Source organism: Sediminibacter sp. Hel_I_10 (genome assembly GCF_000688335.1).
Lineage (GTDB): Bacteria > Bacteroidota > Bacteroidia > Flavobacteriales > Flavobacteriaceae > Psychroserpens.
On the sequence record NZ_JHZX01000001.1, the window covers coordinates 1,120,684 to 1,134,930 of the forward strand.

Sequence of the window (14,247 nt, forward strand, 5' to 3'; positions counted from 1 at the left end):
AATAAGCGTAGGATGTTGCGTTGGCTTTATGCCGTAGTCTTTTGATGGGTGTATTTTACGAGTTTACCTTTGCGCTAACTATTGATTGATAACCCCTTCCTTGTAAATACGTCTTTTAAAAACTATCATAAAAAAGAAAAAGGGCCAGCACGAATGCCGACCCTTCCTCAAACAACAAAAGCTAATCGTTGAGTTCCTGAATTTGCTTTTCAAGAACCGTGATGCGCTCTTTCAAACGTTCTTCACGCTTGTCTCGTTTTTCAGCATATTCTTTTTCTATGCCAGCAATCTTGGATTTGTAATATCCTTGTATCGCATTGTAGAATGAAATGTTCGTCAGATTATTGACGTGATTGCTTTCGCCAAAATGCACTTGCTTTGTGAGCATATAGCGTATCAACTTGTGAAAGATTTCCTTTTTGAACTTCTTTTTGAAATTCTCGACCATTTCAATTTTGGTCATCTTTGAAGTGTCGCCCAAGAACTTTGAGAAATATTTTTGTTGGCTCATATAGTCCACATTATTTTCAAATAGCGATATCGAGAATGCCACCATTTCATCAGTTGAAAGTGTCTTCTTCGTATCAATATATTTCGTCTCACGAATCATTTCTACAACTTCTTCAAACTGCTTGTTGTTCTCAATTTGCTTCTTCCGGATTTCCCTTTCGTTGATTTTAACGATTTGTTCTTCGGGTGTACAATCTGCCATTTTTCTACTGGCCAATGGTGCCGAATATTCCGTAGAAACGTTCTTTGATTTTTCAACAATCTTTACAAAAATTTCCTTGTGCTGGAATGAATCGGGATGGAACACAACGCCGCTTTTATATCCATCTTCTTTTGCTGAATTGAATTTTTCCAAGGCTTCTTTATAATTCTGCATTGCTTCATCCAATTCTGCCTTTAATTCATCTTCGGAATAATCGTAATGCTGATATTCTTCCTGAATAGCTTCGATTGTAGGCTTAATCGGATTTTCAATGACTTCAATATCGTCCAGCAAATAGACTTTTAGTCCGTTCTTTTCTAATTGCGATATAATGAGCTGATTGTTCTCGTCATCTGCCCAATACTGTCGTATTTCAGGAATCAATAGGATGTTCTCTTTTTTGGATTTATCAATCAGGTTCAAGAACGATTTGCTTTTCTTCGTTTCAAAACAGGCTGCTTTTGTACAGACCATTTTACCATCGCCGAACAGATTGCCTTGATTTGCAGCATTGAAAGGACATTCAACACAAGACCCAGCTTTTGGGACCAATTTTTTATCGGCTACATCAAAAGATGCTTTTTCCAAATCGTATGTCTGGTCTTTAATCATCCTGTTTATCTGATGTGCATTAAAATCCTCGCCCATTGTTTCCAACATCATTTGCTGTTCTTCCGGCTCGAAGAGTGCTACACCAACACCCAATGATATGGTCATTTCGCCATTGCGCACAAATTCCTTAAAACCGTCTATCAATCCAGCCAACTTTAGACGCTGTCTGATGAAGTTATCCGTTCTACCCAATCGCTTCGCTATTTCGGTAGGCGCATATTTCTCACTTAGGTAGGCAATCGCATCGGCTTCTTCGGTCGGTTCGACATCCTGTCTTTGTAGATTTTCGACAATCTGAACTTCAAGAACATCGTTGTTCTTATATTCCCTGACAATACACGGAATAGTTTTCTTGTCGGCCAGCTTACTTGCTCGATACCTACGTTCGCCCATCACGATGATAAATCCGTTTCCAGATTTTCGAACTGTAATAGGCTGTAGAACACCGTGCTTTTTGACGCTTTCGGAAAGCTGTTGCAGATGTGCTTCATTAAAAGTTTTTCTGGGCTGCATCGGGTCGGGAATGACCTTTGCAATTGATAGGTTCTCAATCTGAAGTCCAATCGCTTTTTGTGTCAATTTTTCTTTGACTTCTTTCTTGGCGGCCGTAATTTTTTTACCGCTCTTTCTTGTGGTACTCGCTTTTGTTGTCATAATACTCAAATTTTTGATTAAACAATATTTGAGCAGAAACCAAACGGAAGATAAAATCTTGGCTCAAAAGGAAACGGAATAAATTAGCGTAGGAAGAAGCGATGGCTTTATGCCGTAGTCTTTTGATGGAAGTATTTTACGAGTTTAAATTGCGGTTATATTGTATGATAATAAACTCCTCTTTTAGATAATTCTATTATCAATTTCCAAATAGTACTTCAGTATTTAGAAATAGATTATAAATTAGGGATTCTGTTGCAGACAATATCCCTTGATTTTTTTGAAAAAATATTAGATTGAGTGATTATAAAAACCTATTAGCTATGCTTCCCAAATAACACTTATAAGTGTTTTGTATTTTTTCGTAGGTAAGCAATATTCATTAAACTCAATATCTTCTTCCCAGTCATTTAATTTAAACCAGGTCGACTTTTCAATAGATTGAGTTTTCTCAGCTCCTTCATAGATAAACTCATAATTTGAATTTATATACTCTTTTGCAACTGAAAACTCTGGTGGCTGAATTTTAGTAATATCGTTTGTATAACATTTAAAATCTTCCGTTTTGCGCCAATAGCGTACAACACCGTCGGCCATAAAAACAACGAAAAAAGGTGCAATTTCCAAACTTAACATTCTAAATATTACAGAAGTTAAGCTGGTATTGAAACGCTCACTTAACTCTTTAATCAAATCTGGACCAAATGGCTTTCTTGCAATGAAGTCTCTAAAAACTTGTTCGGGCATTAAAAGCTCGCCTGCAAAATCGTTCGCTTCAATTTCTTGAATACCTCTTTTGTGAACTTCTTCTAATCTATTCCAGCTTAGAGTTTTCTCATCGTCCAAATGAAATTCCAATTTATCGTGAAGAAAGAAGTGTCCTAATTCGTGCGCAGCAACAAACCTTTTGCGCTGAAGGGTAGAAATATTTGTATCTACCTTAATGATTGTTTTTGACTTACCTCTAATGATGACACCGTCTGAACCATTTAATTCTTCTTCTATGTAGATAACATCAAAACCAGCCAATAAATCTTTCATAGAAAGTTCTGTGACTTCATCAAATCCGATTTGTTGTAATATTTCTTTGGCCTTGTTACTGCCCTTCTGATTCTTCCTCAAGCATTTCTAAAATTTCAATCAGGTTTTGGTCTTTAATAATGTCTTTAATTTGTTCTTCAGACATTTTTTCCAATCTACTGAATTGTGTTTGTAATTGATTTGTTTGAATTAAATTGTTCATATACGTAATAGGCTTATCTAGCCCTTTGGTTAAAGCATCTTTAAAATAATTTGATGCTTTGTCAAGCATACTATCATTCTTCAATACAATACTCTTTGACTTTAATCTAAATTTCAATTGCTTGATAAATTTATCTTGTAATAAAGATTGTTCATCTAAATCGACACCTTCCATCTCAAGCTGCTTCCTAACCAAATTATCAGGAATCGCTTTGTCAAAATTATCAAGACTTTCCTTTACTGTTTTTTTAAGCTTGTCCACTTCTCGTTGAATTTGATTTTTTTTCTTCTTAATCTTCTAGATATTGTATAAATCACATCGATTGGTTTATCGAGTAAATCCGCTATGTCTTTTGGTTTGTCAATTCCATTTGCCAAGCATTCGAACACTTCTACTTCCTCTTTGTCCGCCCCTTGGTCTTCCAACTGTTTTATCCATTGCTGCAATCTCACTTCATCATCAATCTTTTCATAATTAAAGTCTTCAGTAGGTTCTTCATCGGAATAATTTGGAATATTGATTATGTATTCTGATTGAGGGTTTTCATCAGAATCATCGCCTTTTCTTTTTAACTGTTTAAAAAAACTATCTAAATCACTATGTAAAGCCCAAAATATAAATTTCTCAAAAGAGCAATTATCTGGTTTCCATTTGCGTGTACCATCACAGGCTTTAGTTAATGTTTGATGACAAAAATCTTGAAACTGAAAGCCTTTTTTGTTTCTGTCACTCTTGTCATAAAAGCGATCACGAGTATAAAGTTCCATCCTGTTTAAGAGGCTCTTTATATCGATTGCGTTAAGCTGTTCTATTATTTCTGAAGTTGTAGCTACCCTCATTCATTAAGTATATGCTTCAATGTCGTAAAAATTTACCAAATGACGGTAAAAAAAATAAATTTAAAAGCATATGAAAGTGTAGCACCTATAAAACAATACAAATGGCAACAAATGGAAAAAGTGGTGATAATCGCAGACACGGTGCAATAAAAAGCAGAACACAAGTTAAAAACACTAAAACTGGGCTTTACGTTAAAAGAGATTCCGATTCAGGAAGATTTATGGATGTAAAGACCAGCGGTAGAAAATTTAAAGGTGTTACTGATAAAAGCAAGTAACACTTCAGCGAAACCCAAATGCTGTGAAATTGGGCTAATTTAAATTTTGACTATGAATTATTCATTTCAAAATGACAAGTTGAGTCTTTGCAAAATGGACACTTGTCTACATTTAAACGGGGATAACGCTAAAGTTATTTCTACCATTCTTACTGTGGTAACATTTGTGGCAGCTGTATCGGCTGTCGCAAAAGCTATCAAGTAATCAACTAGGCTGGATCTTAAGAATCAGCCTAGTTAATAAATTTAACTGTATGGAAAAAGAAAGATTAGAATATACTGTAAATCGCCTAGACCATTATTACGATAGCGTAAATAATAAAACAGCGGTATATATCGCCATCAATACATTTATAACAGGTGGTACTATCACGCTCATAACTCAAATACAAGAATTACCCAATCAAGAAAACTATTTATTGTTTTTTTTGGCGGCAATCATAACCCTCGGTGTGGGTAGTCTCATCCTATTGGCATTAGCTAGTATGCCATATTTTTCGGCAAAATCAGAGATAGAATCCTTGTATTATTTTGCTAGTATAGGACAGAAAGAGCCCGATGAATTTTTTGACCTTTCAAAAAACCAAACTAAAAAAGGCAATTTAAAAGATTTAAGAAATCAGGTTTATATCCTTTCAAAAGGGTTAAAATCAAAATTCAGAAAACTTAAATGGGCTTGTGTTCTATTAATCATACAATTTATGCTTTTAGCACCCTCAACCTACATATTAATTAAAATTACCTCATAAAATGAACTTATTTGAAGACTACAAAAATGTAATTAAAAAAGCGGTCGAGAACGACCCTACAAAATCAAACAAAATTTACGGGCTTAGTGAACCTATGTTGGAAAGCAACCGCGAGTATCTTAAATTACTAAGAAATGAACTTCCTGGACGTGAACTTTCCCGCGAAATGAAACTATTTGCTAAAGGAATGGGCGTTAAAGAAACTTTCGACTACCAACCATTGGGAAGTCATCCTGACTTTACTTATCTAAAAGCTAAAGACTTGGTTGAAGAGCATTGGATAATATCCGGCTTTATAGATGTAAAGAAAAGCACCAAGCTCTTTAATAACTTTACAAAAGGTACCGTCCGATTGATAACGGAAAGTATCATTCGAGCTTCAATTTTTGCAGTTAATCTTTGTGGCGGCTATGTTCATCGTATTCAAGGTGATGGCTTAATGGTATATTTTGGCGGAAAGAATATTGAAAAATTGAAGGCAGTAGAAGATGCGCTAAAATCTTTTTCAATGATATCTTACTTTGTAAAAAACGACCTCAAAGACTTTTTTGAAGATAATGGCATACAAGATATCCACACAAGGGCCGGACTGGATTTAGGTCATTCAAAACAGGTAGATTGGTTCTATTCTGGTATTGGCGAATCTGGGGAAGTTACTACGTGTAGCTTGCATACTAGCCTTGCACCAAAAATGCAGAGTAATGCCAAAAACAGCGGAATTGTGGTAGGGCACAATGTAACAACCCAACTCAGGAAAGACAAGTATTTTGAGCAACGAAGTAAAGAAATACACGATTATGAGGATGGACGGAAATATTATCAATACAATTTCGATTGGGAACGCTACTTGGTAGATAACAACTTGGCTGTTCAAAACGATATGGGCGTTCTAGTATTAACAATAAATACCTTGCCTGACCCAAACAGGAACAGTAGAGACTTATACCCCATTGCATCCAAAAGCAAGCCTTATTTTAACTATGACTAAGACAAATCTCAATTGTGATATTGATAGCTTTTTGGGCAAGTATTATTCTTTTAAGGATGTGCATAGCCCTAAACCTGGTTATTTGGCTCTTGAAGGGAAAATTAGCGTACTCGATAAGAAAGGCAAACTTTGGGGGCAATTTGAAATTCTCATTTTAATTAATAAAGTTGAATACCCATACACTATTCCTATCGTAATAGAAAAAACTCAAATAATTGATAGAGATTGGGATTATCATATCTCAAAAGAAGGCGTTTGCTGTTTGGATATTCCACATAAACTTTTAAAGAGCAAAAAGCGAGGAATTACATTTGAAGAGTTTTACAGGAATGTCATATATCCCTTTTTTGCCAATTACCATTACAAGGAATCAACGGGTGAGTATGCAAATGGGGAATACAAACATCATTTTGAAGGAATCGCTCAATTTTATCAAGAGGAATTCGACCTCGAAAATTTTGAAGATATAATTGCACTTTTGGAAACTTCGATAGGTGGTATTAAGCATCAACCCAATATTGAATGTCCGTTATGTGGAAAACCTAAATACAAAAAATGTTGCCGTAAAAAAGTTTATAGCTTAAAAGGATATGGTATGCAGCAATTAAAAATAGATTTGGTTCTATTTAGGCAACAACTACTTAAAAGAAAGAAAGTATTAGGTTAACTGTCAGCTCAAAATAAAATACATACACAAATGATATCAATAATTATCAAAGCTAATTAGTCAATGAAAAAGCCCTAAATGTTGTACCTATGTTGTACCCAAGACATAAAAAAAGCCCTCACATTTCTGTGAAGGCTTGATTTCTCTAGTAGCGGGAACTGGACTCGAACCAGTGACCTTCGGGTTATGAGCCCGACGAGCTACCTACTGCTCTATCCCGCGATGTAATTTTAAAATGATTTATCTTTTTAAAGACTCGGCTCATAATACCGATGCAATCATTTTGGGACTGCAAATATAAAAGCTTTTTTTGATTAAAAAAAATAACTCCCAACAAATAATTGCAGGGAGCTACTCAAACTAAAAACTAACGTGATTAATCTTCTTCCTCATCTAGAGTGGCTATCACTCCTTGATTTTCGGTATTATTTATATCAAACTGTTGAAGGTTAGGAAATTGCTTTTCTAGATTAACTATTTCTCCTTTGAACCCATTATTGCCAAGCATTAATACTTTTAGGTTTGATAATTGGGCTAAGTTATTTGGTAAGGCACCATAAAACGCATTATTACTCAATATTAACTCCTCAAGACTAGATAACTCGGTAATAGAATTAGGTAACATCCCGAAAAAGTTATTGTCAAATAAACTGAGTACCTTCAATTTTTTAAGTTTAGAAAAATTAGATGGTAATTTTCCAGAAAGCTTATTACTGCTAACCATAATAGCTCTAAGATTTGTTAAATTTCCTATCCCAGAAGGTAGTTCTCCAGTAAGATTGTTATTGTAAACCTCAAAATCCTCTAATAAACTCAATTTCCCAATAGAGTTCGGAATTTCTCCTTCTATGGTGTTCATAAACAATTGCAAACTACGCAAAGACTCTAGATCACCAAGAGTTGATGGTAATGTTCCACTCAATTGGTTAAAAGCTAAATTTAAGGTGTGTAAGGTTTTAAGATTACCTATAGAACTAGGAATAGCCCCTGTGATATCATTTCTAAATAAGTTAATTTGCGTTAAATTCTCTAAATCACCGAAATTTTCTGGCAATGCCCCTTTTAGGTTATTAAAAGCTAAATTAAGTTCAACGACCTTATCGTTTTTTACAACAACACCATACCATTGATCTACTGAGCTGCTTAAGTTCCAGATGTTCTTCCATTCAGCTCCGTTCGTAGATTTGTACAAATCTAACAATGCTGCTTTTTCCTTTGGGGACACTTTAGCAAAAGCAAGGACTGATATAAGACAAAAAATAAAAGTAATTTTCACGGTTTTCATAAGTTTAGAGTTTAGGGTCTAAATACGTGAACGAAAATATAAGAATATCGATGACTTGCCAAATTTTTTCGATGAAATGCATTGTTGTTCATCGAAAAAATAATTAAACTACTGGTTATCAGTATTTTTTAATTTTACTACTGCTCTATGCTTTCAGCCTGAAATTCAATTATTTCATTATTTTCTATACTGATATTCAATTGGATAGGATTACAGCAAACTTCACAATCTTCGATATAATGCTGACGGCTTTGGGAATAATCTATGAGCATGGATACATTCTCCCAACAATACGGACATTGAAAAAAATACTCAATCATATATTTTAAACTTTTATAAACTTTATAGTTCTAGTCTTCAACTAATGCGCAATTATTAAAATTCAACGTTAAGAAGTTGCCCTGTGAGCTGTAGCAATTGTAGTTCTGCCAACTTAGCTTCATATTTAGCTAAATTTTTACTGGTTTCTGCGTCAATGAGATTCACCTGCGCCTGTCTAAATTCTATTGAATTGATCTGACCTATATTTAATCGTTCTTTTGAGCGCTCGAGGTTATTTTTATTGGTATCTACATTTTGCGCCCTTATATTAAAAATAGTGACTAAATTCTCGTAGTTACCCTTGGCATTAGCAATATCACGATCGATCTGAAGTTCAATCTGTGCTTTTGCAATCTCTTCAGAATCTTTTAAGATCTTGGAGTTTTTTAAATTGGTTATACTTCTGCCACCATCAAACAAGTTCCAAGTAAGACTAGCACCTAAGGTTAAGGATTCTCCTTTGGATATGGATCCCGGAAAAAAAGCAGAGGCAGGACTGTTGGTCCTATTCCAGCCGTAACTACCGCTCAAACCAATACTTGGCAACAACAAAGCTCTATTTGCCTTGATTTGAAAATCACTTATTGCAATTTGCTTTTCAGCTTGCAAATAGGTGACGTTATTTTTTTTCGCATCAACCACGTAGCTTTCCAATGCGATTTCATTTTGAAAATTAACCAAAGTGTCCACCTTGAAAGCGGTCTCCAACTCTCTATTTAAAACTACGTTTAAATCGCGTTTGGCATTTTGTAGTTGCTGTTTGGTACTTAAGACGTTGATAGAATCTGTAACCACATCTACTTCTGCCTGCAGCACTTCGAGTTTTGTGTTTTGTCCGTAATCAAATTGATACTGTGCTCTGGTAACACGTTCTCTAGAAATATCTAAAGCTTGTTGCAGAACGTTTAAATTCTCAGAAAGCCGAGCTACATCATAATAAACCGTGAATAATTGTAAAATTGTATTTTCAATGGTTTCCCGTACCTCGAGCTCTGTAAGGTTATATTCCTCTTTAAGTTGTTTATAATTGTAATACCTGCCCAACCCATCAAAAAGTAAATAATCTACATTTACCGAAGCGCCATACTGTTGTGTCTCTGCCCCTTCAATAACAGTATCTTCTCTTGGAGTTCCATCCTCTTCAAAAACACCAGGAAAAGATCGTGTATCATTATCCTCAGAGTATTGTGCATCCGCAGATCCTACTATTGAGGGAAGGTAACCTGAATTTAAAATTCCCCTATTATTATCGGCAATTTCAATCTGTTTCTTTGCCAATTGAATTCCGAAGTTATTTTCTAACATTTGAACAATGGCGTCTTGCTTTCTCAATTCTTCTTGCGAAAAACCCTTAGCGGCAGTTGCTACTGAAATCAAGATTAAAAAAAGGGCTGATAGATGTCGACTCATTTGAACTTAAATATCTGGGTTTCTAAATTGGATTTTGGTTATCTAAATTATCGTTTGCTTCGTCAATATCCTTTTGGCGTTCTTCTTCTTCACGCTGCTCTTTAATGGCCCGTTCAACCGATTCCTTATCAACACGGTTTCCAGACATCAACCACACTGCTTTTATTTTAGCAGAATTAGTTAATGATATTAACAGCGGTAAGATTAGTAAGGTTAAAAATGTTGCGATAAAAATACCATAGGCTATCGATATAGCCATAGGTTTTAGAAACTGCGCTTGTCTACTTTTCTCTAAAAGCAAAGGCGCAATCCCTGCAATAGTGGTCAAAGACGTTAGAAAAATTGCTCTAAACCTTGATTTTCCAGCCTCAATTAGAGCTTTATCAAATGACATCCCTTCGCGCAGATAGGCATTGAATTTACCAATAAGCACCAAACCATCGTTTACCATAATCCCTACCAAGGCAATAATACCCAACAGCGATAATACATTCAATGGAAAGTCGTGAATATAATGACCCCATGCTACACCTATAATACTAAATGGAATCATTAGTATAAGCAATAGGGGTTGACTATAGCTTCGGAAGGTAAATGCTATCACGGCATAAATAAGAAATAAGATTACAGGAAAGACCTTATTGGCAGAGCTTTTCAATTTATCAGCTTCTCTATTTTGTCCTTCATATAATACGGAAACACTTGGATATTTTGAGAGAATATCAGGAAGAACATTTTGATCGATATTAGCAATAGCATCTGTTGCACTTGCGTTAGGATCCTCCATATCTGCCTCTACCTTTATCTCTCTGAGACCTTCTAAATGATTTATGGATTCTGTACCGCGTCTAATAGAATATGAAGCAATCTCAGTAAATGGCACACGATTACCATCTGGTGTAACGATACGCATATCATCTAAGTCATTTATAGATTCACGATTACCTCGGTCATAACGTACCCATACTCTTATTTCATCTTGCCCTCTTTGAAAACGTTGTGCTTGTAAGCCAAAAAAACCTGCTCTTACCTGACGCATTACCTCACCTAGATTGAGGCCTAAAGCGTAGGCATTCTCTTTAAGTTCAATAGTAATTTCTTTAATCCCATCTGGATCTGTATCTGTCACATCCTTAAGTGTAGGATTATCAACCAAGACAGCTTTAAGCTCTTTTTTGGCTTGCTCTAGTTCATTAAGATTATTTCCTAATAGGGATACAGAAACAGGCTTACCTCCAAAGTTACCACCAGAACCAAAGGTTAATCTTTCTACACCATACACTGTACCTACAGCATCACGTATGGAGTTAGTGATTTCTGGTGACCCAAAATCCCGCTCCTCACCGGGTAAAAGATTAACCCGTAATGAGGCCTTATTATTACCGGGACCTACGCGTCTCACGATATTTTTTACCACCTGCTTATTTCCCGTTTGCCTCGCTGTATAATCCTCGTTAACTTTCCATGCGGCATCTTCAACCATAGAAATAATACTATCAGTGATTTTAGGATTGGTGCCCTCAGGCATGAGCAAGTCTATACTCACCCTATCACTAGCGATACTTGGAAAGAGTGTTACTTTAACAACACCTCCCATAATGGAGCCTACAGTTAAAATAAATAGTGCCGTTAAAACTGCAAAACTTATAAATCGGTTCTTAACCGTAAATCGAATTACTGGCCCGTACATATTGTCCCGTAGATAGCTCATCATTCTATCTCCATAAACATTGAACTTACGAAGCTTCATAAAAAACTTATCCAATCCTTTTTTCTCCTTTTTCTCTTCTTCAGAAGCTCTAACGAGTGCTTTGGAATGGGCAATATGTGCAGGTAAGATAATAAGTGCCTCAATCAAGGAAACAACTAAGGTTAGAATCACTACGGTACTGACCTCTCCGAAAAACTTACCGATACGACTATCTAAAAATAAAAATGTAGAAAACGCTAATATCGTTGTAATAATGGCAGATAATATTGGCGGCAACACTTCCATCGTTCCATCTATTGCGGCTTGAACTGGTTTTTTACCCATCTCATAATGCTGATAGATATTTTCTGAAATCACGATACCATCATCAACCAAAATACCAATGACGATAATCATACCGAAGAGCGAAAGGACATTAATGGTAACACCAAAGGATGCTGCAAAAATGAACATTCCCAAAAACGCAATTGGCAATCCAAATGCTACCCAAAATGCCAAACGTGTGTTTAAGAAGAAGGAAAGAAATAATAATACCAGAAGAATCCCTACTACGCCATTCTCAATTAATAAATCAGTTCTTTGATTTAAGGTAATGCTACGGTCATCCTCAACAATAATTTCAAGGGTTTCATTCTCTTTATTAAATGCTTCAACATAATCGCGCACCTTTTCTGCTGCTGAAATTAAATCTTCATTGTTGGTTGTTGAGATGTTCACACTTACCGCCACTCGCCCGTTAATAAACGAAGCATTTGGTGTTTCTGAAAATCGATCTCTAATGGTTGCAACGTCTCCTAAAAGAATATTGGTGCCGTCAATATTAGACTTTACAACAAGATTATTGAGTTCTTTTCCGTAGTAAGATCTATTATCTGCTCTTATAAGAAAATCTTCGGCGTCTGTTTTAATACTTCCTCCTGTGGTCAATATGTTTGCCTGAGACACGGCTTCTGCCACTTCAGAAAAAGTAAGGTTATATGCCAAAAGATCATTTTCATCAACAGCAATTTCTATTTCCTCTTCAGGAAAACCAGCAAGTTCTATTTGAGAAAGGCCGTCCATAGCCCTTAAGTCGTATTCTATTTGTCTAGCAATTTGTTTTAATGTCGCTAAATCGATATCGGGACCACTAATAAAAAAATCAAAGGTTTCCCTAATGTTTTCCTGTTTAGCTACGACCAAAGGCTCCATGCCTGTCGGAAAATTGGGAACACGATCTACTGCATTTTTGACTTCGGTGAGCATCACATCAATATCTTCATCAATATCGATTTCTACCGTGATGCTTCCACCATTTTCACGAGAAGTTGAAGTTACCCTATCAACACCAACCAACCCTTTAAGATTATCTTCGATTTTTAGTACGATACCCTCCTCTATTTCTTCGGGCGCAGCCCCAGGATAAGTGACATCGATGTTTATGATTTCAGACTCAATTAAAGGAAAAAACGACGATTGCATCCGCAACATGCCTACAATCCCAAAAATCACGAAGGCTATAATTACCACATTAACCGTAACATGGTATTTGATAAAATATGAGATAATTTTCCTCATGGTTTTGTAGTCACGTTTTCAGAATTAACCTCAGACTTTTTTGTGTCTTCTGACTTTTTATCATTTGCTATTTCAACTGGCATCCCATTATAAGCTCCAGAAACCTGTTTTGACAAAAGCAACATACCATCTGAAACTCCTTTAACAACTACGGTTTTATCTGAAAAATAAACAGGATTTACCTTCAATGTTTTTAATTTCCCATCTTCAACGATAAACACTTCATTACGGTCATTGACCAAGCTGCGGTCAATTGATATGGCGTTCTCTTCCTTTTTTGCATCTAAATTGGCTTGTAAATACATCCCCTCTTTAAGGGCGTCATTTTTGACCTCTATAAACACACTCACGGTCTGGGTGTTTTGATCAATACTAGCGTTTACTCTACTCACCGTGCCAGCATACTGTTCTGTTCCTTTATTGTTTTTTAGTTGAACAGCCTCTCCTACTTTAAGCAAATCGGCATAATCTCTAGATAATGCGACTTGCAGTTCATAAACTTCGGGATCAATAAATTCGCCCAATTTCTGTCCGTTACGAATTAAGGTACCTTCGGTTACCAAAGCCTCGGTCAACACACCATCGAAAGGCGCGATAATTTGATATTTCAATAGGCGTTGCTCTAAATTTTTGATTGTATAATAAGCGGTATTTATCCCACGGCCGTTTACAAAATAGGTTTCTTTTTCACTTGAAGCCTTTGGTAAAGGTGGAACTGTTTTATTTAAATCAAAATCATTTAAATAGTCTTGCCACTTAGGGTAAACCTCTGGATAATCCAAACGCAGGTCGGGCATAATGGCAATGATCTGGTTATAGAGATCGCTTTTAGAAGATTGGACAGAAGCCTCGTATTCATTCGCATCAATTTTGATTAATGTTTGTCCACGACTATAGCTTTGTCCTACTTTATATAATTTTGAACTATAACGAAAAACCCCCTCAACTTCAGAGTAGATTTCAACCCGTCTTTTGGCCACTAAATTACCATTGGCAGGAATTGAGATTGGGATTGTTGCATTCTCAACGGTATCCACAAAAACAGTTTTGGTTGATTTTTGAGGCTGTGATTTTGGTTTTTCCTTACTATCAATAAGCGCTTTTGCACCAAAAAAAGCACCAATAAGTAAGAGAACAGCTAATGTGTAGAGTATAGCTTTCCGCATAAATGAAAATGGTTATCAAAGTTATGGTTATTCATTTAACCATAACTGAGCAAAG

General features: G+C 35.8%; 13 protein-coding genes and 1 tRNA gene. 4 read left to right on the forward strand and 10 right to left on the reverse strand.

The features are described 5' to 3' along the window. Positions 1–181: 181 nt before the first annotated feature. From P176_RS0104970 to P176_RS0104985, 4 genes are all read right to left on the reverse strand, one after another. Positions 182–1,978 (reverse strand): ParB/RepB/Spo0J family partition protein, encoded by a 1,797-nt coding sequence (locus tag P176_RS0104970; RefSeq protein WP_026753665.1) that lies wholly within the window; start codon positions 1,976–1,978, stop codon positions 182–184. Between the two features lie 321 nt (positions 1,979–2,299). Next, entirely contained in the window at positions 2,300–3,019 is a 720-nt protein-coding gene (locus P176_RS19970) for an ImmA/IrrE family metallo-endopeptidase (RefSeq protein WP_128757748.1), read from the reverse strand. Between the two features lie 55 nt (positions 3,020–3,074). Then, positions 3,075–3,482, reverse strand: coding sequence for a hypothetical protein (locus P176_RS0104980; RefSeq protein ID WP_026753667.1), 408 nt, complete (start codon positions 3,480–3,482; stop codon positions 3,075–3,077). Continuing rightward, the gene (locus P176_RS0104985; RefSeq protein ID WP_156032958.1) at positions 3,458–3,988 is read right to left on the reverse strand and encodes a sigma-70 family RNA polymerase sigma factor; all 531 of its coding nucleotides are present in this window, start codon (positions 3,986–3,988) and stop codon (positions 3,458–3,460) included. The genes P176_RS0104980 and P176_RS0104985 overlap by 25 nt, the downstream gene beginning before the upstream one ends. Before the next feature lie 173 nt (positions 3,989–4,161). Between P176_RS0104985 and P176_RS20535 the strand changes: the two genes are divergently transcribed. The 4 genes from P176_RS20535 to P176_RS0105010 all read left to right on the forward strand — a co-directional run bounded on the left by P176_RS20535 (position 4,162) and on the right by P176_RS0105010 (position 6,742). Further along, complete coding sequence (locus tag P176_RS20535) at positions 4,162–4,338, forward strand: hypothetical protein (protein ID WP_164916316.1); 177 nt, start codon at positions 4,162–4,164, stop codon at positions 4,336–4,338. A 254-nt stretch (positions 4,339–4,592) separates the two neighbouring features. Next, positions 4,593–5,087, forward strand: coding sequence for a Pycsar system effector family protein (locus P176_RS0105000; RefSeq protein ID WP_026753669.1), 495 nt, complete (start codon positions 4,593–4,595; stop codon positions 5,085–5,087). A 1-nt stretch (position 5,088) separates the two neighbouring features. Then, complete coding sequence (locus P176_RS0105005; RefSeq protein ID WP_026753670.1) at positions 5,089–6,075, forward strand: adenylate/guanylate cyclase domain-containing protein; 987 nt, start codon at positions 5,089–5,091, stop codon at positions 6,073–6,075. After that, on the forward strand, positions 6,068–6,742 hold the full coding sequence (locus tag P176_RS0105010) for a hypothetical protein (protein WP_026753671.1): 675 nt from the start codon (positions 6,068–6,070) through the stop codon (positions 6,740–6,742). Before P176_RS0105005 ends, P176_RS0105010 begins: the two co-directional genes overlap by 8 nt. Positions 6,743–6,891: 149 nt before the next feature. On the opposite strand, the gene P176_RS0105015 is transcribed toward P176_RS0105010, so the two are convergent. The 6 genes from P176_RS0105015 to P176_RS0105035 form a co-directional block, all read right to left on the reverse strand. Next, positions 6,892–6,964 (reverse strand) — tRNA-Met (locus tag P176_RS0105015). A gap of 154 nt (positions 6,965–7,118) precedes the next feature. Next, complete coding sequence (locus P176_RS0105020; RefSeq protein ID WP_026753672.1) at positions 7,119–8,027, reverse strand: hypothetical protein; 909 nt, start codon at positions 8,025–8,027, stop codon at positions 7,119–7,121. 137 nt (positions 8,028–8,164) lie between these two features. Beyond that, positions 8,165–8,347 carry a CPXCG motif-containing cysteine-rich protein gene (locus P176_RS20240; RefSeq protein ID WP_081820676.1) on the reverse strand — a complete coding sequence of 61 codons (183 nt, stop codon included), beginning with the start codon at positions 8,345–8,347 and terminating at the stop codon, positions 8,165–8,167. 55 nt (positions 8,348–8,402) lie between these two features. Further along, positions 8,403–9,758: a TolC family protein gene (locus P176_RS0105025; RefSeq protein ID WP_026753673.1), complete on the reverse strand. Its 1,356-nt coding sequence runs from the start codon at positions 9,756–9,758 to the stop codon at positions 8,403–8,405. 22 nt (positions 9,759–9,780) lie between these two features. Further along, on the reverse strand, positions 9,781–13,026 hold the full coding sequence (locus tag P176_RS0105030) for an efflux RND transporter permease subunit (RefSeq protein ID WP_026753674.1): 3,246 nt from the start codon (positions 13,024–13,026) through the stop codon (positions 9,781–9,783). After that, positions 13,023–14,192, reverse strand: a complete 1,170-nt coding sequence (locus P176_RS0105035; protein ID WP_026753675.1) for an efflux RND transporter periplasmic adaptor subunit — start codon at positions 14,190–14,192, stop codon at positions 13,023–13,025. Before P176_RS0105035 ends, P176_RS0105030 begins: the two co-directional genes overlap by 4 nt. Positions 14,193–14,247: the final 55 nt, after the last annotated feature.